This window comes from Pseudomonas sp. NFACC14 (assembly GCF_900106885.1).
Taxonomy (GTDB): Bacteria; Pseudomonadota; Gammaproteobacteria; order Pseudomonadales; family Pseudomonadaceae; genus Aquipseudomonas; species Aquipseudomonas fluorescens_AA.
Genome location: NZ_FNOA01000004.1, coordinates 236,027 through 261,476 on the forward strand (window position 1 = coordinate 236,027; position 25,450 = coordinate 261,476).

The following is a 25,450-nucleotide window of genomic DNA, read 5'->3' on the forward strand; positions in this document are numbered from 1 at the left end:
ATGGGGCCGGTACATTCGACATCATCCTTGACAGACCCACCGCTATCGCCAGCTAATCCAGCGGCCCCAGCACCTGTCGATAGGTTTCGGCCCCCTGAGGTGTCTGGCGAGTCAGGCTGACTTCGATGCCCGTCGGGTTTTCCTGGCGGTTGCCGCTGAGTTTGCGCCAGCCTTTTTCCGTGTCCCAGTAGCGCAGGCCGGCGTCGCTGACGTCACTGAGCACGGCCACGCCCGGGCCGGGTGCGGGCAGGGGGTAGCGGTTGCGGGCCTGGCCCTGGGCGCGGTAAAGCGTGTCGCCCTTGAGCCACCAGCGCACCCGTTGCAGCTCGCCTTCCTGGGCCGCCGCCACGCGGATCACATCCAGGCGAAAGCCCCGACCTTCGGTGCTGCGCACGGTGAGGGCAGGCGGGGCGGTCGAGGGCTGGTCGTCGACGCCGGGTTTGACCGGTTCACTCAGCTCGATGCTGGCGCGCAGGGCCACGTCGCGTTCCAGTTGGTTCAACACCCGCAGCAGCGCTTCGGTCTGCTCGGTACTGGCCTGCAAATGGCTGTCGGCACGGGTCACGCTGTCCAGCCCGCGCCAGGCGATCAGGCTGACCACCGCCATCAGCAGGATCGCCACCATCACCTCCAGCAAGGTGAAGCCTTTCTCCCGGGCGCTCATTGGAGTTGCACCCGCCCGGCGGCGCTGCGTTGCACCGTGAGACTGTTCTGGCCGTCCGACAAGCGGATCTGCAAGGGTTCGCCGATCCATTCGGCATTCAACACGACCCGCTGCCTGGGTTCCACGCGCACCTCCATCGACGGACTCTGCCAGCGACGTCGACGCAATTGCGGGTCGTCCTCGAAGCGATCGACCCCGGTGCCCCGGTCCGCGCGGCGACTGAAGCCAAAGCCCTTGGCATCCCAGCGCCAGGTAATCGGCCGCCCGTCGCTGCGTGCTTCGGTCTGGGCCAGTTGCAACAGCTGCACCAGCCGTTCGCCATCCTGGCGCAGCAACTTCAACGGGTCCGGCTTGATGCTCAGGCTCACGGCGGCACTGGCGATGCCGATGATCACCAGCACCACCATCAATTCGATCAGGGTAAAACCGCGTTGCTTGCCGAGGTTCATGTGCGCTCCTTTGCGTGAGCGTCATCCTGCACGGTGAAGATGATAAGGATGTGAAATAAAACGGAGAGAATTGACGCGTACGCTGCAAGCTGGAATCAAAAAAAGGAGATTCAGGCCATGGCGTTCATCGAGCGTGTGTCCCCGGCGCAAATCGTCCAGGTCGTGGGCTTGTTGGCAGCATTGGCCGGGGTGGCGACCTGGTCTTCGCTGCTGCTCACGTCGGCCGAGTCGCGCACGCCGGACGTCGCCCCGCAGCGCATGGCCGAGCGTTCCGATAACCCGGCGTTGCAATGGTTCTCCAACCAGCCAGCACCGGTGGACATCAAGGTCAGCGGCGTGCTGGCCGGCCCCCACGCCGCCGTGGCGATCCTCAGCCTCAACGACGGGCCGCCGCGCAGTTTCCTGGTGGGTGAACGCGTGGCCCAGGGGGTGCGGCTGGTGGCGATCGAGGCACAAGTGGTGGTCATCGAACGTGGCAACGAACAGACCCGACTGGTCCTGGCCCGGCTGCCGGACTCGGTGAGTTTGCCGTCCCTGACACAGCCCTGAGCACTCTTGCTCTCGCTGGGCTCTGTAGGAGCTGGCGAAGCCTGCGATCTTTTGATCTTTCACTTGGGACTCAAGTGTCTGGGGGAAGATCGCAGCCTCGTTGCACTCGACAGCTCCTACAGCCCCAGCGGGAGCAAGCGCCCTCGCCACAAGAGATCGCACGCATTTCCTTACTTCTCGCGGCTGACCAACGTCTCCAGCCGAGCCAACGGCGGTGCTTCGCGACTGCGGTCCGACACGCTCAGTTCAACCCGCAGCAGCCGGCCGTTTTCCGCCGGGCGCAGGGTCTGTTCGCAACGCAGCAGCAAGCGCCCCTGGTCGCATTCGAACACTTTGGAGCCCTGGGCAAAACGGCCTTCCAGGCGCAACTGCGCCAGTTGGCTGCGAGCGGCCAGCAGGGCGATGGATTTGTCCCGCAGCAGGCCGTTGCTCTGGGTCATCACCGCCGCCACGCGCACGGCGGCCGACATGGCCACGGCGATGATCGCCAGGGCCACCAGCACTTCGATCAGGGTGAAGCCGGCTTGCGGAGCAGGGCGTGGCATGGCGCGGGCTCGGGTGCGAGGGCAGTCTTGAAGGGTAGCCGGCGTTCGTGACCGATTGACGACGCAAGCTCCTGAGCAATTTCAATATCACTGACATATTTTCTTGCAACACTGCGCCTCGAATCGAATCCAGCGAAGGACCGTCGAGATGCAGATCGCCCGTTACAACGCCCGTTCCCTAGGCCCTCGCGGGCAGCGGGGTTTCACCCTGATCGAAATCATGGTCGTGGTGGTGATCCTCGGCATCCTGGCGGCGATGGTGGTGCCCAAGGTCCTCGACCGTCCCGACCAGGCGCGGGCAACGGCGGCGAAACAGGACATTGGCGGCCTGATGCAAGCCTTGAAGCTGTATCGCCTGGACCACGGCAGTTACCCGAGCATGAATCAGGGCCTCAAGGTGCTGGTGGAGAAACCGGCCGATGCGAAAAACGGCACCTGGCGTTCCTACCTCGAGCGCCTGCCCAACGACCCGTGGGGCCGCCCCTACAACTACCTCAACCCCGGTGCCAACGGCGAAGTCGATATCTTTTCCCTGGGGGCCGACGGCCAGCCCGATGGCGACGGCGTGAATGCCGACATTGGCTCCTGGCAGTTGTAAGGGCCGTGATGCGAACGGATTCGCCCCTCGCGGCGAAGCAGCGCGGCATGGCGGTGATCAGTGCCTTGCTGATCGCCGCCGTGGTGGCGGTCATCGCCGGCGGCATGCTGACCCGCCAGACCCTGTTCACTCGCAGCCTGGAGGCCGAGCAGTTGCGTGTCCAGGGCACGGCGCGGTTGCAGGGTGGCCTGCAACTGGGTCGCCAGTTGCTCCGGGATGCCCGGCAGCGCGATCCACTGACGCGCTTCGGCCAACCCTGGGCCAAACCCATCGTGATACCGGGTTCAGGCCAGATCGACACTCCGTTCGAAGGCCAGTTGGAAGATGAGCAAGGCAAGTTCAACCTGCGCAACCTCGTCGCCAATGAGCGGGTGGACGAGGAGCAAGTGCGCGCCTTCGAGCGCCTGTGCCAGCAATTGGGCGTGTCCGCGACGGTCCGCACGCGTATCGTCGACAGGGTGGTCGAGGCCTATCCGCGCCTGTTGAATCCGCAGCGGGCGGACCAGGCGCCAAAGGCCAATACCTTCGACAGCGGGCGCGAAACGTCGCCCCAGGCCGACAATACGCCGCTGGCCCCGACGCGCCCTATGTTGCGCACCTTGCAAGACTTGCGCAGCGTCAAAGGCGTCACCACGCGGTTACTGGACACGCTGGCGCCTTACGTGACGATCCTGCCCACCAACACCTGGCTCAATGGCAACACCGCCAGTGCCCCGGTGCTGGCCGCCTACGTGCCGGGGTTGTCGCTGCAACGGGCCGAGGCGCTGGTCAGGGAGCGCGACGGCGGCCACTGGTTTATCAACCGCGGGGATTTCGTCAATCGCCTGCGCATGCCGGAGCTGGAGACCGCCAGCGTCAAGGTCGGCATCACCAGCGACTGGTTCCGTTTGCGGGGGCAGGCGCGCAGTGGTCAGCGGCGGGTCGAACTGGAGGCTTTGCTGCAACGCACCGAGGACCGCTTGCCCCAGGTGATCTGGTCGAGGGTGGGCGTATGACGCGCTTGCGCATCGCCCTGGCGCCGCTGGGCAGCCTGGACCTCGACAGCCCGGTGGCGTTTGCCTGGCTGGATCGCCACGGCCAGGTCCGCGAGCAAGGCCGCAGCAGCCTTCGGGCGTTGGGCCAGGGCGGTAAAAACCTTTCGGTGGAGTGTTTCCTTCATCCCCGCGACAGCGTGTTGACCCGCCTGGAATTGCCACTGTTACCGGCGGCCAAGATCAGCGCAGCGGTGACGTGCGCGGCCCAGGCCCTGATGCTCGGCGCCAGCGAGCACATGCAGGTGGCCCACAGCCCGCGCGACCTTGACGGGCAGGTGCAGATCACCTGGCTGGACCGTGAATCCCTCGCCAATCTCGGGCGGCTAGTGCACCGGGCCGGCATGAAACTGCGTGGCCTCTACCCGGCGGCCTACGCCTTGCCGGTGCTGTCCGGGCCGGTGGCCTGCATCGAGGACGACCATCTGCTGGTGCGCCATGGCCTGCAGCACGCCGTGGTGCAACCGTTGCAGGAGGAGGCGTTGGACGAGTGGCTACTGGAAACGGGGGCTGGGCTGCACTGGATCGGCGACGCGCCGCCACAATCTTCCCTCGACACCTTGGCCCAAGGCCAACGCTGGATGGGCCCTGCACCGGGCTGGGGTTTGCATGTCGGCCTTGCACGCAACGCCGTCAAGCGCGGTGGTTGGGGCCGGGCGGTGGCGATCTGCGCGACAGCGCTGGCGGTATGGGTGGTCGGGTTGAACCTCTATGCCGCCCGCGAAGCGGCCCAGGGCCAACGGCTCAAGGCGCAGATGAGCCAGCGGGTGAAACAGGCGTTTCCTGAGTTGCCGGTGATCCTCAACCCATTGCAGCAGGCACGCCAGCAAATCGCCGCGCGCCAGAGCGGTGCGGCGACCGACCCGGCCCAACGCTTTGCCAGCCTGGTGCAGCAGGCGGGCAGCGCCATGCCGTTCATGAGCGGCAATGTCCAGGCGTTGGTGTTCGAGAACGGTGAGTTGCGCCTGACTGTGGTGGCCGAGGCGCAGAAAACCGCCGCCGAAGAGGATTGGAAAATCCCCCTGGCCCAGGCCGGCATCGACGTCGCTGCCATCGACCAGGGCTGGCGCCTGCGGGTGGCCCCGGCCGGCCAGGGTGCGCAGGACGCCGACGAAACCCCGGACGCCGACGATGAATAAGCACTCCCTGTCATTGGCGCGGGTCCGTTGGCAAACCTTTAACACGCGTTTGCGCACGTTCTGGCAGGGGCTCGCCGTGCGCGAACAAGCCGCCGTGGCCCTGGCCGCGCTGGTGTTGGGCGGCTTTCTGGTCTGGCTCGCGCTGATCCAGCCACCGCTCAAGACCATCGCCTACTGGCAAGCCGAAACCCCGAAGCTGCGATCCCAGACCGAGGCCCTCGAAGTGCTGTTGCGTGACGTCGCCGGGCCGGCGCAAGGCCTGCCCCTTGAAGCCGCCTTGCGCCAGAGCCTGGACGCCAGCGGCTTGAGCCAGCACTACCAATTGCAAGCGCCCGGCACCGAGCGTCCCGGCGCCTGGCAGCTCACGTTCGACCAGGCCCCGGCGGAGGCGGTCATCAGCTGGCTGCTGGGCAATCCACGGCCATTCTCCCTGGAGGTGATCGAAGCCCGTTTGCAGCGCACCGTCCTTGCCAATCCCGATAACCACGACAACCTCGATAACAGCGCCGGCACACTGTCCGGAACCGTTCGCATGGATCAGGCGCAAAGCGCTAAGGAAGCTTCATGAAAGGGGCCCGATACCCACGTCATTGGCGCAAGGCCGCGCCGCTGTTGTTGCTGGCGTTGAGTGCGTGCAACAGCACGCCGCCCGCGTCGCAGCCACCGTTGCTGGTGGACAGCGAGCTGGGTATTCCGTTGGGGAGTACCCAGCGTAGCGGCGATGCATTGCTCGATCGCCAGCGGGCCCAGGACCTGCGTGAACGCAAGCCCGCGGTGCGGCATCAGGTCGATCTCACCGCCCGTGCCCGAGAGCCCCGCAGCAATGTGTCGGCGCGCACGCCCCTGGGGGATCAACCGGTGACGCTGAATTTCGTCGAGGCGGATATCCAGGCGGTGGTGCGGGCCTTGTCCCGCTCCACCGGCCAACAGTTCCTGGTGGACCCGCGGGTCAAGGGCAACCTGACGCTGGTTTCCGAAGGCCAGGTCCCGGCCCATCAGGCCTACGACATGCTGCTGGCCGCGCTGCGCATGCAAGGCTTCAGCGTGGTAGATGTGGGCGGCGTGGCCCAGGTGGTGCCGGAGGCCGATGCCAAGCTGTTGGGTGGGCCGATCTACAGTGCCGACAAACCGGCCGGCAACGGCATGCTGACGCGCACCTTCCGCCTGCAATACGAAAACGCGGTGAACCTGATCCCGGTGCTGCGCCCGATCGTGTCGCCGAACAATCCGATCAATGCCTACCCGGGCAACAACACCATTGTCGTCACCGATTACGCCGAAAACCTGTCGCGGGTGGCGCAGCTCATCGAAGGCATCGACACCCCGAGTGCCATCGACACCGATGTGGTGCCGATCCACAACGGCATCGCCGTCGACATCGCGCAAATGGTCTCTGACCTGCTGGAAACCCAGGGCGGCGACCAGACCCAGAAGATCAACGTGATCGGCGACCCTCGCTCCAATTCCATCATCATTCGCGCCGGCAGCCCCGAGCGCACGGAGCTGGCGCGCAACCTGATCTACAAGCTCGACAACGCTCAGAACAATCCGAGCAACCTGCACGTGGTATACCTGCGCAACGCCCAGGCCGGCAAACTGGCCCAGGCCCTGCGCGGCTTGCTCACCGGGGAAAGCGAAGGCGAGGGCAACGACAATTCGCGCTCGGTGCTCAGTGGCATGGGTGGCAGCACCAATGGGCAGAGCGGGCAGGGCAGCAGTGGTGATGGCACCAGCAGCACCACCAGCGGCAGTGCGTCGACCAGCGGCAACGGCTACGGCCAGGGCAGCAACGGGACAACCTCCGCTTCGACGAAAAACGAACAGAGCACTGCTTTCAGCGCCGGCGGTGTCACCATCCAGGCCGACGCCACCACCAACACCTTGCTGATCTCCGCGCCGGACCCGTTGTACCGCAACCTGCGGGAAGTCATCGACCTGCTGGACCAGCGTCGCGCCCAAGTGGTGATCGAGAGCCTGATCGTCGAGGTTGGCGAGGACGACGCCAGCGAATTCGGCGTGCAATGGCAGACCGGTAACCTCGGTGGCAGCGGGGTGATCGGCGGGGTCAATCTCGGCGGCACGGGGCTCAACCTCAACGGCAAGACCAGCATCGATGTCTTGCCCCAGGGCCTGAACCTCGGCGTGGTCAACGGCACCGTGGACATTCCCGGCATCGGCAAGATCCTCGACCTCAAGGTCCTGGCCCGGGCCTTGAAGAGCAAGGGCGGCACCAATGTGCTGTCGACGCCGAACCTGCTGACCCTGGACAACGAAGCGGCGAGCATTTTCGTCGGCCAGACCATTCCCTTCGTCAGCGGCAGCTACGTCACGGGCGGGGGTGGCACCAGCAACAACCCGTTCCAGACCGTGACCCGCGAGGAGGTGGGTTTGAAGCTCAATGTCCGGCCGCAGATTTCCGAAGGCGGGACGGTCAAGCTCGACATCTACCAGGAGGTCAGCAGCGTCGATAATCGCGCCTCGAGCACCACGGGTATCGTCACCAACAAGCGCGCCATCGACACCAGCATCCTGCTCGACGACGGGCAGATCATGGTCCTTGGCGGGCTGCTGCAGGATGGCTACAGCCAGAGCAACGACGCGGTACCGTGGCTGTCGACCATTCCCGGGATCGGCGCGCTGTTTCGCAACGAACGGCGGCAGATCACCAAGACCAACCTGATGGTGTTCCTGCGGCCCTATATCATCCGCGACACGGCGGCGGGACGCGGCATTACCCTCAATCGCTATGACTTCATGCGCCGCGCCCAGGGCCTGTTGCAACCGGATCGCAGCTGGGCAATGCCGGACATGCAGGCCCCGCAACTGCCGGCCTCGGCGAGAGCGATCCCGGGGACGCCGCCTGCCGGGCCGCAGATGCCCAGGGCGGTGATCAAGGCGGTGCCGGTCGAAGGAGGCACTCGCTGATGAACATCAGCGGCATGCACAATGCTGAGGCCAGCCCAAGACACTGTGGGAGCGAGCTTGCTCGCGATGACGGCCATTCATTCAACCGCATTGCAACTGACCCACCGCTATCGCGAGCAAGCTCGCTCCCACAGGGGGTATGTATGTTTCTTGGGGCCGAGGTGTCGGCATGAACACCCTCCCATACGCCTGGGCCAAGGCCCAGCGCCTGGTGTTGAGCCAGTCCGAAGAGGGGGCGGTGCTGATGGTGTGCCCGTCCACGCCGGGCTGGTCCATCAGTGAAGTGCGCCGTCAGTTCGGCGAAGTGCGGCTGGAGCGGGTGCGCGACGAGGAGCTCGATGGACTGCTCAACAGTGCCTATGCCGACACCGGCAGTGCTGCCGCGGTGGTGGGCGCGGCGGAGAACGAAGTCGACCTCGACCGGCTGATGCAGGACATCCCCGAGATCACCGACCTGCTGGACACCCAGGACGGCGCGCCGGTGATTCGCATGATCAATGCCTTGTTGACCCAGGCCGCACGGGATGAGGCCAGCGACATCCACATCGAACCCTACGAGAGCCATTCGGTGGTGCGCTATCGCGTCGACGGCACCTTGCGCGATGTGGTTTCGCCGCGCAAGGCCCTGCACGGTGCGCTGGTGTCGCGGATCAAGATCATGGCCCAGCTCGACATCGCCGAAAAACGCCTGCCCCAGGACGGCCGCATCGCCTTGCGCGTCGCCGGGCGACCGATCGATATCCGCGTCTCGACGGTGCCCACCGGTCACGGCGAACGGGTGGTGATGCGGTTGCTGGACAAGCAGGCTGGCCGCCTGCAACTGGAAACGTTGGGGATGGATCCGGATGTGCTGGGCAAGCTCGATCACCTGATCCGCCAGCCCCACGGTATCGTCCTGGTCACCGGCCCCACGGGCAGCGGCAAGACCACCAGCCTCTACGCCGCCCTGGCCCGGCTGGACGCCAGCGTCCACAACATCCTCACGGTGGAGGACCCGGTGGAATACGACCTGCCGGGCATCAGCCAGATCCAGGTCAACGCCAAGATCGACATGACCTTCGCCCTGGCGTTGCGGGCGATCCTGCGCCAGGACCCGGACATCATCATGATCGGCGAAATCCGCGACCTGGAAACCGCACAAATCGCCGTGCAGGCGTCTCTCACCGGTCACCTGGTGTTGGCGACGCTGCACACCAACGACGCGGTGTCGGCCATCAATCGCCTGATCGACATGGGGGTCGAGCCGTTCCTGCTGGCCTCGTCGATGCTCGGCGTGCTGGCCCAGCGACTGGTGCGCAGGTTGTGCCCGCAGTGCAAGCAGCCGGATCCGGCCACGCCCGGCACCTGGCGCCCGGTGGGGTGCCCGACCTGTAACCAGACCGGCTACAGCGGGCGCACCGGGATCCATGAACTGTTCTGCATCGACGATGACATCCGCACGCTGATCCACCAGGGGGCAGGGGAGCAGGCACTGCGCGCCGCCGCTCGCCAGGCCGGCATGTTCAGCATGCGCGAGGATGGCGAGCGCTGGGTGCGCAGTGGCACCACGGCCCCTGAAGAAATCCTGCGCGTGACACGGGACGCCTGATGAATCGCTACCGTTTCGAGGCCGCCGACGCCCAGGGCAAGATCGAATCCGGACACTTGGAAGCCGACAGCCAGGGGGCGGCCTTCAACCTGTTGCGCAGTCGCGGGCTGACGGCACTGCAGGTGCAGGTCGAGCGCAACACGACACCGGCCAATGGCGGTGGTTTGTTCAGCGCCAAGCTCTCGGACAACGACCTGGCCTGGGCCACCCGGCAACTGGCGAGCCTGCTGGGCGCGAGCCTGCCGCTGGAAGCCGCGTTGAGCGCCACGGTGGAACAGGCCGAGCGCAAGCACATCGCCCAGACCTTGAGCGCGGTGCGTGCCGATGTGCGCAGCGGCATGCGCCTGGCCGAAGCCCTGGCGGCACGCCCCCGGGATTTTCCGGAAATCTATCGGGCGTTGATTGCCGCCGGTGAAGAGTCCGGCGACCTGGCCCAGGTGATGGAGCGATTGGCGGACTACATCGAAGAGCGCAACAACCTGCGGGGCAAGATCCTCACGGCGTTCATCTACCCCGGGGTGGTGGGGCTGGTGTCGGTCGCCATCGTGATTTTCCTGCTCAGCTACGTGGTGCCCCAGGTGGTCAGTGCATTTTCCCAGGCCCGCCAGGACCTGCCCGCGCTGACCGTGGCGATGCTCACCGCCAGTGATTTCATTCGTGCCTGGGGCTGGTTGTGTTTTGGCGTGCTGGCCGGTGGCTTCTGGAGTTGGCGCATGTATTTGCGCAAACCGACGGCGCGGCTGAACTGGCACGCGCGGGTGTTGCGCCTGCCGCTGATCGGGCGTTTCGTACTGGGCCTCAACACCGCGCGCTTTGCCTCGACCCTGGCGATTCTCGGCGGAGCCGGGGTGCCGTTGCTGCGAGCGCTCGAAGCCGCACGCCAGACCCTGTCCAACGACCGCCTGAGCCAGAGCGTCAGCGAGGCCACGGCCAAGGTCCGCGAAGGGGTCAACCTGGCGGCGGCGCTGCGGGTGGAAAAAGTCTTCCCGCCGGTACTGATCCACCTGATCGCCAGCGGCGAGAAAACCGGCTGCCTGCCACCGATGCTCGAACGCGCCGCGCAGACCCTGTCCCGCGACATCGAACGCCGGGCCATGGGCATGACTGCGCTGCTGGAGCCGCTGATGATCGTGGTCATGGGCGGCGTGGTGCTGGTGATCGTCATGGCGGTGCTGTTGCCGATCATCGAGATCAATCAGTTGGTGCAATAAACCGTCCTCTACTGGTTGACACAACTCTCGTGGCAAACACAGGTCCTGTGGCGAGGGGATTCATCCCCGCTGGGGTGCGAAGCGCCCCTCACAACTGCCGCCTCGGTGTGTCAGACGAATTGACTGGGCTGGCATGGGGCTGCTGCGCCGCCTAACGGGGATAAATCCCCTCGCCACAAAAGCACACCGAGCAAAATAAATGTTGACGCCGTCAACACCTCCCGAGCCTCGCCATCGCCAAACTCGGGTTCCTCGTTCTGTCATCTTCCGCCGCCCGGCAACCATCCGCCGCCATCTTCGCGACCAGCCCTTGCCGTCGCCCTGAAAAAACCGCCTGAACCCACGGCGCAGAGCCCTCGAACACCCGAGGAAAAAACTCGAAAAACAGCCCTCAGCTCCCGAGGTTTTTTCCTTTATCTGTCACCGGAAGCTGCGAATTTCTAACCCATGGCCTCACCCCATCGCCATCGGCACAGGACCGAGCGCCATGACGGCAAGCACGCGTCACCCAACCTACGTACGAACACGATGAAAGGAGATTCTTCATGTTTAAGCGCAACGTTCTCGCGGTATCCCTGACCCTCGCCGGCCTCTGCGCCGCTCAGGCCGCCATGGCTGATGTCAATGGCGGTGGTGCTACCTTGCCTCAACCGCTGTACCAGACTTCCGGCGTCCTGACTGCCGGTTTCGCCCCTTACATCGGCGTGGGCAGTGGTGCCGGCAAGTCGGCGTTCCTGACCAACGACTACACCAAGTTCGTGCCAGGCGACACCAGCGGCAAGAAAGTGCACTGGGCCGGTAGCGACTCCAAGCTCAGCGCCACCGAACTGAGCACCTACGTCAGCGCCCACGGTGCCGCCTGGGGTCCATTGATCCAAGTGCCTTCGGTCGCCACTTCGGTTGCCATTCCGTTCAACAAGACCGGCACCGCCAACGTTGACCTGAGCGTCAACCAACTGTGCGGCGTGTTCTCCGGCCGCCTGACCGACTGGAGCCAGATCACCGGTTCGGGCCGTACCGGCGCGATCACCGTGGTTTACCGTGCCGAGAGCAGCGGCACCACCGAGCTGTTCACCCGCTTCCTGAACGCCAAGTGCGCTGAAACCGGCACCTTCGCCATCACCACCAACTTCGCTTCCAGCTACAGCGGCGGCCTGCCAGCCGGCGCCGTTTCCGCCACTGGCAGCCAGGCTGTGATGACTGCAGTGAATGCCGCCCAAGGCCGTATCACCTACATGAGCCCGGACTACGCCGCTACCACTCTGGCCGGTCTGGATGACGCCACCAAGGTTGCCCGCGTTGCCGGTGTTTCCCCAGCCCCAGCCAACGTTTCGACTGCCATCGCCGCGGTTGCGGTACCGGCAGTAGCCAACCGTTCCAACCCGAACGCCTGGGTACCGGTGTTCGCCGCTACCACCAACCCAAGCGACCCTAGCGTCGTAGCCTACCCATCCACCGGCTACCCGATCCTGGGCTTCACCAACGTGATCTTCAGCCAGTGCTACGCCGATGCGACCCAGACCACCCAGGTGCGCAACTTCTTCAGCCGCCACTACGGTTCGTTGACCAACAACGACTCGGCCATCACCGCCAACCGTTTCGTGCCGCTGCCTTCGGCTTGGAAAACCGCCATTCGTGATTCCTTCGTCACGGCTTCCAGCGGTCTGAGCATCGGCAACACCAGCGTCTGCAACGCCATCGGTCGTCCGTTGTAAGCCCAGGCTTGAACGACTCGCAACACCCGGTCAGCAACGGTGAAAGCCGTTGCTGACTTTTTTGCGTCATAGCCGTATCAACACAGCCACATGAAATTTTCATGACATCCGTTCGGTCCCGAGCGGTTGTAACCGCCTAACCCCTATAACCAACGCTGGCAGCTTGATGGCACTGCGTTGCGCCCCCTTAGAGCGAACCCGAAAGGATGAGTAGGATGCTGCGCTGCAAACCCCAGACGAACCTGAATGCTTCCCGTCGCGATGAGTTGTCGATGTTGCGGCTCAAGCCGCTGGCCCAGGCCATTGCCCTGCTGATGGTGGCCGGCAATGCCCACGCGGCGACGGCGTTCAGTTCGGCCTGGTTTGCCGCCAAGGGGGCGTCCCAGGCCGGTGGCGCGGCGCGGCCTACGACGGCGCAGCCGGGCATGCCTCCGCCCTTGGCCCAACAGCAACGGGCCAATGCGCAGCTGCAGCGTTCATTGACCAACCTCAACAACACCGTGGCCGCCATCGCGGCTCAGCAGGCGGCCCAGGCCGCGGGGCGGCAAGCGGCGTTGGGGCAGGTGCAGGTCGTACCCGATGGTTTGGGCGAGGGCGGGCTCAAGGTCGACAACAGCCTGACCCAGGGCTGGCTCAACGCCAAGGGACCGCAGCAGACCCAGGCCGGCGGCAAGACCACGGTGAAGATCGAGCAGACCGCCGACAAGGCGATTCTCAATTGGGAAACCTTCAACGTCGGCCGCAACACCACGGTGGATTTCCAACAGCAAGCGGACTGGGCCGTGCTCAACCGGGTCAACGACCCCCAGGCGCGACCGAGCCAGATCCAAGGTCAGATCAAGGGCAATGGCACGGTGATGCTGGTCAACCGCAACGGCATCATTTTCAGCGGCAGCAGCCAGGTCAACGTGCGCAACCTGGCGGCGGTGGCGGCGAATATCAGCGATGAGCAATTCAGCCAGCGCGGCTTGTATGTCGATGCCACCGGCAGCCAACCGACCTTCACCGACGCGGCGGGCAAGGTCGAAGTGCAGCAGGGCGCACTGATCGAAACCCATCGCGCCGCCACCTCCACGGCCGGTGGTGGTTATGCCTTGCTGCTGGGCTCTGAAGTGGAGAACGCCGGTTCCATCATCACCGCCAAGGGCCAGACCACCCTGGCGGCGGGCGACAGTTTCTACATCCGGCGCGGCCAGGGCACTAGCGGCAACCTGCGTTCCACCACCCGTGGCAACGAGGTCGCGACGTCCCTCAAGCCCGGCAGCAGCGCCGGCACGGTGATCAACAGTGGCCTGATCCAGGCCAGCACTGGCGACATCACCCTCACCGGGCACACTGTCCAGCAGAACGGCGTGGCCGTGGCCAGCAGTTCGGTGGACACCCGCGGCACCGTGCACCTGCTCAACGCCGCGAGCGACAGCAGCGGCAGCGTGATCCTGGGGCAGGGCAGCGCCACGGCGGTGTTGCTCGATGCTGCCGGCGGCAGTGCCCTGGACAGCCAGCGCAATGCCGGACCGGCGGGCCTGGATGGCACGCCGAACAACCTGATCACCGGCCCGTTCAACAACCTCAGCAGCGTCGTGGACCGCAGCGATCAGTCCCGGGTCGAGATCGTCAGCGGCGGCAGTGTCGACTTCCAGAACGGCTCCATCACCCTGGCCACCGGCGGTCAGGTCGCGGTCAGCGCTGCCGGGCGCAGCCTGGTGCGCGATGGCGCGGTGATCGATGTGTCCGGTGCCATCGGCGTCAAGGTGGCGATGGAGTCCAATTCCATCAAGGTCAACGTGCAGGGCAATGAACAGCGCGACGCCCCGGTCAACCGCGATGGCGGCAAGCTGACCAACAACGATGTGTGGGTGGACGTGCGTGACTTGATCTACGTGCCGGCGGGCACCAACGGCTACGCCACTGACCGTTGGTACACGGCGGGTGGATTGTTGGAGGTCGGCGGTTACCTGGGCACCCGCGGCCACAGTGTCGGCGAATGGGCCGCACAAGGCGGTACCCTGACGTTCACCGGCAATGACGTGGTGACCCAGCAGGCGGCGCAACTGAACCTGTCTGGCGGCACCCTGGATGTGCAGAGCGGCTACCTGCGCCAGTCCTGGCTCAAGGGCCCCGATGGACGCTTGTACGAATTGTCCAAGGCACCGGGGGACATCCTCTACACCGGTATCTACAAGGGCTACGAAGATCACAGCCAACGCTGGGGCCAGACCGATTACTACTACAACCCACTGATCGCCCCACGCGAACGCTTCGAAGCCGGCTACACCGTCGGCCGCGATGCCGGCAAGCTGGTGGTATCGACCCGCAACGCGGTGCTGGAAGGCCAGATCGTTGGCGAGGTCTACCAGGGTGAACGCCAGACCCAGGCGCCGAACCTCAACCTCGATGGTTACCAGCAATCGCAAAACGCCGTGGCCCGACGGGCTCAGTTGTGGGTAGGCAGCTACACGCCGATCTACGACAAGACCAGTGGCGTGATCAATAGCGGCCTGAACCCCACCTTCGATCAGGTCACCGTCGGCAAGGTGACCGACAAGATTGCCGCGGGCCTGGACCTGACCTCGGTGGTCGGCAGCGACCGGCAAGGCAAGTTGGTGCTGGATAACGCGCTGCTCAATGGCTTCCAGCTAGGCGCGGTCAAGGTGGCAGCGGCGCAAGGCATCAACGTCGATGGCACGCTCAAGGTGGCCGATGGCGGGGATATCACGCTTTATGCGCCGCAGGTGGAGGTGAACGCCGACCTGACCGCCCGTGGTGGGCGCATTGCCTTGGGTAACGTGCTTAAACAGGTCAGAACCGATAATTTCCAGATGGAAGACGTTGTGCTTTCGCCCGCCACCGGTCAGCGTGCCGCGGTCACGCTGGGCGAGGGCGTGACATTGAACACCGCTGGTCGGTGGAGCAACCTGCTACTCGACGGCAACGATCGCCAGGGCCTGCCGTTCCTCAATGGCGGCACTGTGTCTGTACGCAGCAGCGGCGACATCGACGTGCGCCAGGGTAGCCTGATCGACGTCAGCTCCGGTGCTGCGGTCATGGCCGATGGCAAGACCCGTGGCGGCAAGGGCGGTGACCTGACCCTGATCGCCAGTACCGGTACGTCGTCCAGTAACGGTGCCCTGAACCTGGGCGGCGAATTGCGCGGCACCGGCGTGAGTGGCGGCGGGACCTTGAAGTTGGCGGCCAACAAGGTGCTGATCGGCGACAGCGGTACACCCCTCGAACCCGGCACCCTGCAATTGAGCGGTGACTTCTTCGACAAAGGCTTCTCGGCCTATGACATCACCGGTAACCAAGGCCTGACCGTGGCCGAAGGCACCCGCGTCGATGTGACGATGCCGGTGTACCGTTTCGGCGATCAGGCGTTGAGCACCGGCAGCGGCGCAGAACCGGCCGATGCGTTGCAGTGCTGGACGCCGCAGCTGTACCAGGAGGATGCGATCAAAGGCGTCCTGACCCAGCGTCGCGGCGCAAGCCTGAGCCTCACTGCCGGTACCGCGAACTCCAGCGCGGCCGACATGGCGAGCACGGTGTTGAACCTGGGCAAGGGCAGCGTGATCAGCGTCGATCCGGGGCAGGGCATCGATGTGCGCAGCATCGGCCAGTTGACTGCCAACGGTACCCTCAACGCCTGGGGCGGGCGGGTCAGCCTCACCGGGTTGAGCGTCCTCGGTGCGCAGGGTGAAGCCGTCAACGCCCAGGGCCACGGTCGTTCCATCTGGCTGGGCGAGCAAGCGCTGATCGACGTCTCCAGTCGGGCCGTGACCGCCCAGGATATGCGCGGTCAGACCTATGGCTTGGTCCGTGATGGCGGGCAGATTGTCATCGGCGGCCAGATCGATGCCACAAAGGGTTCGGCTTCCGCATCCGAACTGTTTGTCGTGGTGCGCGACGGCGCGCGTCTGCAAGCGGATGGCAGCCAGGCCGTGCTGGATGTTCCCGGACAGGGACGCACATCGGTGGCGAGCGATGGCGGCAGTATTTCCCTGGCGTCGGCCAATGGTTTGTACCTGGATGGCGATTTCAGCGCTCGTTCGGGGGGCACGGGGGCGGCAGGGGGCAGTTTGTCAGTGGCCCTGGAAACGCCGTATTACCGCAACGATGCGGTCAGTGACCGGGTCTTGCAAGTGCGTGAGCTGGTGCTCGGGCAAAACGCTCAAGCGGCCCTGCCGGGCGACACGGCCGAAACCTCGGCGGATTCACTGGTCTACGGTCACGGCCGATTGGGTGTGGATCAGGTCCAGTCGGGTGGCTTCGACAGCCTGGCGCTGTTGAGCAACGGGCTGTTGAGTATCGATGGCGACGTGTCGCTGTCCCTTGGCCAAAGCCTGAGCCTGTATGCCCGCAGTTTTGTATCCAGTGCAGCCGCGCCAAATACCCGGGCTCAACTCAATGCTTCCCATGTACTGCTGTCGGGCCCCGCGGCCAACCTTCCAAACAGGGATAACTACGTCCGACCGGTGGTCGATGGCGGCGTATCGTTGCAGACGAACAAGGCTGTGTTTTCTGTCAACGCAGACCTGCTGGATGTGCAGGGTAACGTGACCTTCAGTAGCAAGGGTACCGTGCGACAGGCCGACGGCAGCACCGTCGAGTTGGAGCGCGCCGGTTTTGACCGGGTTCAGTTAAGCAGTCGGGGGGATGTGCGATTCCTGGCCGGGTTCTCGAACGATGGATTGCCTACAGGCTTTACCACCCAACTCCTGACGCCTTCGGACATGATGTTGCAAGCCGCTCAGCTGTATCCAGCGACGGGCGTTGGCGCCCGGGTTTTGGCGGGTTGGAGCATGACCGCGGAGGGAACGCCGCAATATGATCCTTTGCGCAGCCTGGTCATCGGGCGAACGACCCAAACCACGTCCCAGGTGCCTTACTCGGCATTCGGGCGCTTGCAATTGGGTAGCGCAAGGATTGAACAGGGCGGGGTGGTACGGGCACCGCTGGGTTTGATTGAAATCGGCACCAATGGTGGTCCCGGGGAAGCCATCACCGATCGGATCAACCTGTTGCCGGGCAGCTTGACCTCGGTCAGTGGCCTGGGTCTGGTCATGCCGTATGGCGGCACTGTCGATGGTCAGAGTTACCAGTATGCCGGCAAGAAGGTTGTGCTGCTGGGTCAAGGCGCGGTTCCTTCCGAAAACGGCGACATTAATATCGGCGTGATTCTGGGCGGCAAGTCGGTGGAGGGCCAGGAAGGCTCGGTACTCGACCTCTCGGGTGGCGGTGACTTGCTCGGTGCTGGTTTCATCTCCGGCCGTGGCGGTTCCACCGACGCACGCTTCAACCCGTTGGTACAAATTGGCACGAACGGCGGCTTCACCTTGCCGGGGCTATCCAGCAATCCGGTCTACGCTATCGTGCCGGGCAACCAGAGTGCTTATGCGCCCGTTGCCCCGGAAGGCGGCGCGGTGGATCCGCGAGTTGGCCAGCAAATTACCATTGGCGCCGGTGTGCCAGGGCTCGCCGCCGGTACCTATACCCTGATGCCGTCCACGTATGCGTTGATGCCAGGCGCGTTCCGAGTCGAGGTCAATGGCCTGGCGGGGCAAGGCCTCTCAACGGGTGCGCAACAGATGCGCAACGGCTCCTGGACCACCGCTGGCGTGCTCTCGGTTGCCAATACCGGGCAGCGCGACAGTTTGTCCAGCCAGGTCATCCTGACCTCGGGAGATGTGCTGCGTCGCTATTCGCAATATAACGAAACCAGCTACGCCCAATTTGCCGTGGCCGATGCCGCTCGCCTGGGCGTGCCTCGGGCCGTCTTGCCGGTCGATGCCAAGACCTTGAAGTTGAGCCTGTCGCCTGGCGCGGGAGATCAGGCGTTTTCCTTCAAGGGCATCGGCAAGTTCGCGCCTCAAACGGGGGGGTATGGTGGTACTGTCGCTGTGACTGCTATCGCGAATAAGGCGTTGGAGGTGGTAGCCGAGGGAAGTGGGGCGACGGCCGGCTTCGAAGGCGTTACCCTCAATGCCGAGAGCCTGAATGCGTTGAATGCCTCGCGCCAAGTGATCGGTGGCCAGTTTTCAGTGATCTATGGACAAGGCGGCAATTACATCAGCCCGCAGAAGGTGTCGAGCAGCGTGATCTTGCGCGAAGGCGCGACCTTGGCAGCTCCCGAAGTATTCCTTCTGTCCAGTGGCGGGGAAGTGCTGGTGGAGCAAGGCGCCGCCATCAATACCATCGGCCGGGGCAAGGCCGCCTATGACGCCCGTGATGGTTTTATCTATAACCTGAGCGGGAAATCGCTCAACTACAGCATGCTGGCTGCCTCCAACGGTTTGCTCAATGTGCTTGCGCCCGAGTCGGGTTCCAACGGCGCCATCAACATCGGCGGTTGCAGCCTGATAGCGTGCAGTGGCGTCACACGGATTCATTCCGAGGGCAGTATCGTCGCTGCTTCGGGCGGCAGCGTGGCCCTGAGTGACCAAGTGCGCTACGGCACCCGTCACCTGACCCTGGCCTTGAGTAATATCAACGTCGGCACCGCCCAGGCACTCAGCGATGCGGCGATGCGCCAGGTCTTGCCAGCGGGTCTGACCCTGAGCCAGACCGTGCTTGATCGCCTGTTGCGTGGCGACACCGAATATGGCGCACCGGCCCTGGAAACCCTAGAGCTGTCGGCCCGCGAGGCGTTGAATTTCTACGCAACCGTCAGCCTCGACACGTATGACCCGGTCACCGGCAAATCGCGCCTGAGCAACCTGATGCTCAGCACGCCGGCTATCTATGGCGCCGGCAACGCCAATGACGTGGCGACTATCCGTACCGCCAACCTGATCTGGAACGGTGCCGTCGGCGCGCCGGGTTCAGTGATTGCCGGCGGGGCTGGCACCGGCACCGGTCGCCTGGACATCCAGGCCCAGCGCATCGAGTTTGGCTACGGTGAATTCGCCCAACCGAGCTCGGTCACTACCCTGGACCGCCTGGCCCTGGGCTTTGCCAACGTCAACCTCAGCGCCAGCGAACGCCTGACCGCCAACCACAAGGGCAGCCTGGCGGTGTATCAGAGCCAAGGCGCCTATGACGCGAAAACAGGCTACGCCTACAGCGGCGGCAACCTGAACATCCTTACCCCGTTGCTCACCGGGGAGGCCGGGTCGGTCAACCGCATCACGGCGGGTGGGGTGGTCAATGTGACCGGCACCAATGCTAAACCGGGCACTGTTTCCGGGCTTGGGGGGGAGTTGTCCCTAAAGGGCCAGCGTCTCAATCTCGCCAGTGCGGTGGTGTTGCCCAGCGGCAAGCTGACCCTCAGCGCGACGGATGATCTGACCCTGGCCGATGAAGCGTTGATCGATGTAGCCGGTCGGGCGATCACCTTCAACGATGTCACGCGCTACAGTGCCGGTGGCGAGGTGATCCTGCAAAGCCGCAACGGCAACATCCGCCAGGCGGATGGTTCAAGCATCGACCTTTCGGCTCGCAACAACCAGGCTGGCCGGCTCAGTGCGGTGGCGTTGGGCGAGGCGGCCGGGCTGGTCGACTTGCAAGGGCGAATCCTCGGCAGCAGCAGTGGCGAATATGACGCCGGCGGCACCGCCATGCCGTACCTGGCCGGCGGCGTGGAAATCCAGGCTCAGCGCCTGGGCGACAGCGGCGACCTCAGCGAGCAGTTCGCGGCCCTGAACCAACGCTTGAACGATGGGCAGGTCTACGGCTCCCGTGGCTTCCAGCTCAAGCAGGGCGACCTGGTGATTGGCAACGAACTCAAGGCCTCGACCATCAGTGTGTCGGTCGACAACGGAAACCTGTTGGTCAATGGCAAGGTAGACGCCAGCGGCGAACGGGTCGGCAGCATCCGGCTCGCCGCCGGGCGCTCTCTGACCCTGGGCAGCAACGCGGTGCTCGACGCCCACGGCAATCGCCTGCGGGTGGACAGCTACGGCAAGATCATCGACTCACCGAACCGCGCCATGGTCGACCTGACCTCCCGGGGCGGCGTGCTGACATTGGCCGACGGTGCGCGCATCGATCTGCGTCATGGTACCGCGGCGCCTGCGGGGCAGCAGGATGGTCGCGCTCGCGGCACTCTGGAGCTCAATGCCCGGCGCGCCGGCCCGGATGCCACCCACGGTGACATTGCCATCGACGCCAGCGGCAACCTGGATATCCAGGGCGCACGGTCCATCGCCGTCAATGGTATGTGGCAATACAACGACGCCGCCTTTGGCAGCGATCCGGCGGCCAGTGGCCGTCCGTATCAGGTCATCGACCAGGCCTACCTGGATGGCAAGCATCAGGACAGCCTCGCCTTCATCAACGCGGCGCTGGCCAACAGCGATTTGATGCAACGCAAACTCGCTGGTCTGAACAACGCCCGTTATGCCGATGCGTTCCACCTGCGGCCCGGCGTCGAGATCGTCAGTGCGACGGCCGACGGTGACCTGGTGGTGCAGGGGGACCTGGACCTGTCCGGTTATCGCTACGCCAGTGTCAACCCGCACACCCGGCAAACCGCCGTGTACGGTTCCGGCGAGGCCGGCGCGCTGACCCTGCGCGCCGGGGGCGACCTGAGCATCTACGGCAGCATCAACGACGGATTCGCTCCGCCGCCCGCCACTCAGGATGACAAAGGCTGGGTGTTGCTGCCCGGCATCGATTTCACCGGTGGCGACATCGTCGTCCCCGGTGCCGGCGTGACCCTGGCCGACGGTACGGCGTTCCCTGCGGGAACCACGCTCAACTACGACTTACCCATCAAAAACGTGACCCTGGCGGCCGGCACCCGGTTGCCAGTGGCGGCGATCCTGGAACAACCCTTGGAACTGCCGGCCGGCACGGTATTGGCGGCTGCGGTGCACGACGCCTCCGGCAACCTGTTGTTTGCCGCCGGCACTTTGCTGAGCCGGGCCCAGACCCTCGAAGCCGGCTCGCAGTTGGGCGCTGGCAGCGTGTTGAGCGGCGCCACCGCTTTGCTCGGTTTCACCTGGCCCAAGGGCGTGGCGCTGCCCAACGTGGCCGACGCGGGCAATGTCCAGAGCAATATTCTCAAGCTGGACGGCAGCCTGGCGCTGAACCGTGGTTCGCTGATCCCCTCGGGCACCGATGTGAAGTTGCCGGATGGCGTCGAGTCGATCCAGCTACGTCCGGAAATCGCCGGCAGCGATGGCCGCATGTGGGCTATCGCCCCGATGCTCGCCGAGGGTTCGCAATCCTGGTCGCTGCGGCTGGTGGCCGGGGCCGATACGACGGCGGCGGACAGCCGGATCGTCCAGCCCGATCCGGTACAAGGCGACTTGCGTCTTGCCGATAGTCACTACGGCATGTTTGGCAAATCCGTGCCGGCCAAGGGCACCTATCAGTGGACTCAACTAGGGGTCGATGAGCTGGCGGGCGCGGGGTTCACGGTAGAGCTTGGCCAAACCGTTGACCTGGACATCGTGAGCAATTTTGGCTACGACTCGGTTGACGCCTTCTGTGCGGATTTCGCCGGTATTTGCGCGCTTCAAGCTTCTTACAGATGGACCAAGGCCGCGGAGGAGGAATTGGCAGGTTCCGGCTTTGAGGTCAAGGCCGGCGAGCTGATCAGCCAGGCCGCTGCGCAGTTTTTCCAGTTTGATTCGGTTCAGTCACTCTGCGACGCGGCGCCGAGTGTCTGTGCTCCCGCAGATGTGGAGTATCAAGCGGTTGCCGGCAGTGTCCGTCCGAGCGTCATCCGCACCGGTACCGGGGACCTGGAGCTGCTCAGCGGTGGCAACCTGCGCATGGATTCGTTGTTCGGCATCTACACCGCCGGCACCTCGTCAGCACCAACGTTCCCGGGCGATCCCTACAACCAGCCCAAGGCCCTGGGCGCCAACGGCAAGGTGCTCAACGACGAGGATGGCAGCAACGAAAAGCTGGTCGATGGCGGCACTGAAAGTCTCTACCGCGCCTGGTATCCGGACGCGGGCGGCAATCTGTTGCTCAAGGTCGGCGGCGACCTCAGCGGTAACCTGACCGCGCCTGCAGCCACCCCGAACGGACGACCGAATCCCGCCGACATGGGCCAGGACTCGGCCAATGTGGGCAATTGGCTCTGGCGCCAGGGCAATGGTGATTCAGTGAGCAGCCAGCCGACCGCCTGGTGGATCAACTTCGGTAGTTATACCGCGTCGACGGTATCGGGTGGCGCTGATCAAATGGCCGCTTTCACCGGGTTCGGAACCTTGGGTGGCGGTGATCTGGATGTGCAGGTGAAGGGTGACGCGGGCGTGTTGAACCGACTCGCCGGTAGCGGCTTCAACTCAAACATCAACCCTCGTAGCCAGGGACTGCTGTTGGCGGTGGGCAGCACCGGACGTGTAGGGGCTGATGGCAGCCTGCAATTGACCGGCGGTGGAGATCTCAATCTGCGAGTGGGTGGTGCTTTGAATCCCGAGAGCCTGTTCGTGGACGGGCATCTCAACGGCGCGGTCATCAACCTGCGGGGGCACGCGCAGATCGACAGCGGCGCCATCGGTCGAATCGACCTGCGCTATGGCAACGTTGCTTCGGCACAGTCTCCGGGGGAAACGCGTGCGTACGACTCCTTCAGAGCCACACGTGGCCTGCCAACAGGCGGGCTGACTTTGATGCCGGGCGATGCCACGTTCGATCTGACAACGTCAGGCGACCTGGTAGTGATGGACGTAGCGGACCCGGGTCGGGCGCCGATGATGAACGTATCGCCTTTCAAAGATGGCACAACTAACGGATCCGGCGTGAGCTGGTTTTCGTTATGGACGGCCAATACGGCGATTGATCTGTGGTCGTCGGGAGGCAACCTGACGCCTTTGACTAGTGCTACGGCAACGGATCTGGCCGTGGTCTACCCATCGATCCTGAGGGCTGTGGCGGCCAGCGGCAGTCTTTACTACGGCCAGTCCTCAATATGGGATGGAACCGGCTACAACGGCGACAACCGTCCAGCCCTGCTGCTTGCTCCCGGTATCAACAGTGAGCTGCAATTTATGGCCGGCGATTCCATCTACGGCGGCGATATGTCGGTCAGTCGTTCCGGTGCATCGTCTGCAGCCCTGGCCACGCCGTTCAGGCCGGCCTTTGTCGGTCTCGTCGAGACTGTCGATTTCGGTCCCGTCATCAAAGCCAGTAACCTCTCAGCCGATGGCAACCTCGCGCGTCCTAGTGCGAATATATTGCCGCTGTTTGCCTTCGACACCAGCAGCGCCTCCGGTGAATGGGCCCTCAATGCCGACCCTGCGCGTTTCTATGCGCTGGAAGGTGATTTGCTGGCAGTCACCACCGGACGGTCGATGACATCAGCCTCTACGGGCAGATGGCCTGGGCGAATCGCCTACGAAGGCGCCGGAGCTGTACGGATGATGGCTGGGCGAGACATTGTCAGCAGCGGCATACCGTTGGGCGGGTCTCTGAGTGAGAATTCCGACGCGGGGAGTTACACCAGCACCGGCAACCTCTTCATCCACCACAACCCCACCGACATCTCCATCGTCTCCGCCGGCCGCGACATCCTCTACAGCAACTTCAACGTCGCCGGTCCCGGCCTGCTGGAAATCACCGCCGGGCGCAATATCCTGATGGACGACAAGGTCAGCATCACCAGCCTCGGCGCCGTGGTGCCGGGGGACTCGCGCCCTGGCGCGAGCCTGGTGCTGCAAGCTGGCGCGGGCCTCAACGGCTCGGATTACGAGCGCTTCGTCAAGGCCTACTTGGACCCGGCCAACCGGGCCCTGGCCGGTGTGCCGCTGGCGAACCAGGACGGCAAGGTCGCCAAGACCTACGAGGCGGAGTTGGTGGATTGGCTCAGGGAACGCTTCGGCTTCAGCGGCGACAGCGAACAGGCTCGCAGCTATTTCGCGGCGTTGCCGGCCGAGCAGCAACGGGTGTTTGCCCGCGACGTGTACTTCGCCGAGCTCAAGGCCGGTGGTCGTGAGTACAACGAAGTCGGCGGCGTGCGCCAGGGCAGCTACCTGCGGGGCCGTGAGGCTATCGACTTGTTGTTCCCGACCAAGGACGTGGCGGGCAATCCGATCACCTACAAGGGCGACATCACGATGTTCGGCGGGGCGGGGGTGCACACCGATTTCGGCGGCAGCATCCAGATGCTGACGCCGGGTGGCGGGCAGACCTTCGGCATTGAGGGCAATGCGCCGCCGTCCACCGCCGGGGTCATCACCCAGGGTGAGGGCGATATCCAGTTGTATGCGCAGAACAGCATCCTGCTGGGGCAGAGCCGGATCATGACCACTTTTGGCGGCTCGATCCTCGGCTGGTCGGCCCAGGGCGATATCAACGCCGGCCGGGGTTCGAAGACCACCGTGGTGTACACGCCGCCCAAGCGCTTGTACGACACCTGGGGCAACGTGACGCTGTCGCCTTCGGTGCCGAGCACCGGGGCCGGTATCGCCACCCTCAACCCCATTGCCGAAGTGGCGCCGGGGGATATCGACCTGATCGCGCCGTTGGGCACCATTGATGCGGGCGAGGCGGGGATCCGCGTGTCGGGCAACGTCAACATCGCGGCGTTGACCGTGGTGAACGCGGCCAACATCCAGACCCAGGGCAAATCCACCGGCGTGCCGCTGGCGGCCTCGGTGAACACCGGGGCCATCACCTCGGCCAGTTCGGCGGCGTCTTCGGCGACGCAGGCGGCTGAAGACGTGGCCCGTCAGCAACAGAACGCGGCGCGGCAGAACCAGGCGTCGGTGTTCACGGTGCAGGTGGTGAGTTTTGGCTCCGAGCAACTGGCCCCGTCACGCGATGGCGCCAACCGCGACGCGCCTCGGGCCTACGACCCGGCCAGCCCGGTGCAGGTCCTGGGCGCGGGGCCTTTGGACGAGCAGAACCGCCAGCGGCTGACCGAGGAGGAGCGGGGGCGGTTGAGTTTGTAGGGATTGAGCTTGCATTGAGGTGGGCTATGCTGGCGTCATCGCGAGCAAGCTCGCTCCCACAGGGGAACCGGGGGTGTTCATGAGTTGTGCATGCACCACAGAGCCTATTGTGAGAGCCAGGTGTTCATGAGTTTTTGCATGCACCACAGATCCCATTGTGGGAGCGAGCTTGCTCGCGATAGCGGTGGAAAGTG

The 25,450-nt window shown here is 64.6% G+C and carries 13 protein-coding genes; 10 read left to right on the plus strand and 3 right to left on the minus strand.

The window, feature by feature from the left end; translation table 11 throughout:
* Positions 1-52 precede the first annotated feature (52 nt).
* Positions 53-664 carry a PulJ/GspJ family protein gene (locus tag BLU85_RS09650; RefSeq protein ID WP_092198309.1) on the minus strand — a complete coding sequence of 204 codons (612 nt, stop codon included), beginning with the start codon at positions 662-664 and terminating at the stop codon, positions 53-55.
* Positions 661-1,113: a type II secretion system minor pseudopilin GspH gene (gene gspH, locus BLU85_RS09655; protein WP_092198312.1), complete on the minus strand. Its 453-nt coding sequence runs from the start codon at positions 1,111-1,113 to the stop codon at positions 661-663. Before gspH ends, BLU85_RS09650 begins: the two co-directional genes overlap by 4 nt.
* A 117-nt stretch (positions 1,114-1,230) precedes the next feature.
* Here gspH and BLU85_RS09660 point away from each other — a divergent pair, with 117 nt between their 5' ends.
* A complete protein-coding gene (locus BLU85_RS09660; protein WP_092198315.1) occupies positions 1,231-1,662 on the plus strand; it encodes a type II secretion system protein N in 432 nt (143 codons plus the stop codon).
* A 170-nt stretch (positions 1,663-1,832) separates the two neighbouring features.
* On the opposite strand, the gene gspI is transcribed toward BLU85_RS09660, so the two are convergent.
* A complete protein-coding gene (gene gspI / locus BLU85_RS09665; RefSeq protein ID WP_092198320.1) occupies positions 1,833-2,207 on the minus strand; it encodes a type II secretion system minor pseudopilin GspI in 375 nt (124 codons plus the stop codon).
* 148 nt (positions 2,208-2,355) lie between these two features.
* Between gspI and gspG the strand changes: the two genes are divergently transcribed.
* From gspG to BLU85_RS09710, 9 genes are all read left to right on the plus strand, one after another.
* Positions 2,356-2,805 carry a type II secretion system major pseudopilin GspG gene (gene gspG / locus BLU85_RS09670; RefSeq protein WP_092198324.1) on the plus strand — a complete coding sequence of 150 codons (450 nt, stop codon included), beginning with the start codon at positions 2,356-2,358 and terminating at the stop codon, positions 2,803-2,805.
* An 8-nt stretch (positions 2,806-2,813) separates the two neighbouring features.
* A complete protein-coding gene (gene gspK, locus BLU85_RS09675) occupies positions 2,814-3,800 on the plus strand; it encodes a type II secretion system minor pseudopilin GspK (protein ID WP_092198327.1) in 987 nt (328 codons plus the stop codon).
* On the plus strand, positions 3,797-4,975 hold the full coding sequence (gspL, locus tag BLU85_RS09680; protein ID WP_092198330.1) for a type II secretion system protein GspL: 1,179 nt from the start codon (positions 3,797-3,799) through the stop codon (positions 4,973-4,975). The genes gspK and gspL overlap by 4 nt, the downstream gene beginning before the upstream one ends.
* On the plus strand, positions 4,968-5,543 hold the full coding sequence (gspM, locus tag BLU85_RS09685) for a type II secretion system protein GspM (RefSeq protein WP_092198333.1): 576 nt from the start codon (positions 4,968-4,970) through the stop codon (positions 5,541-5,543). The genes gspL and gspM overlap by 8 nt, the downstream gene beginning before the upstream one ends.
* Complete coding sequence (gene gspD / locus BLU85_RS09690; RefSeq protein ID WP_092198336.1) at positions 5,540-7,900, plus strand: type II secretion system secretin GspD; 2,361 nt, start codon at positions 5,540-5,542, stop codon at positions 7,898-7,900. The genes gspM and gspD overlap by 4 nt, the downstream gene beginning before the upstream one ends.
* A 169-nt stretch (positions 7,901-8,069) precedes the next feature.
* Positions 8,070-9,488, plus strand: coding sequence for a type II secretion system ATPase GspE (gspE, locus tag BLU85_RS09695; protein ID WP_092198339.1), 1,419 nt, complete (start codon positions 8,070-8,072; stop codon positions 9,486-9,488).
* Complete coding sequence (gene gspF, locus BLU85_RS09700) at positions 9,488-10,699, plus strand: type II secretion system inner membrane protein GspF (protein WP_092198342.1); 1,212 nt, start codon at positions 9,488-9,490, stop codon at positions 10,697-10,699. Before gspE ends, gspF begins: the two co-directional genes overlap by 1 nt.
* A 545-nt stretch (positions 10,700-11,244) precedes the next feature.
* On the plus strand, positions 11,245-12,414 hold the full coding sequence (locus BLU85_RS09705; RefSeq protein ID WP_092198345.1) for a substrate-binding domain-containing protein: 1,170 nt from the start codon (positions 11,245-11,247) through the stop codon (positions 12,412-12,414).
* Between the two features lie 215 nt (positions 12,415-12,629).
* Complete coding sequence (locus BLU85_RS09710) at positions 12,630-25,256, plus strand: filamentous hemagglutinin family protein (protein WP_092198348.1); 12,627 nt, start codon at positions 12,630-12,632, stop codon at positions 25,254-25,256.
* Positions 25,257-25,450 lie beyond the last annotated feature (194 nt).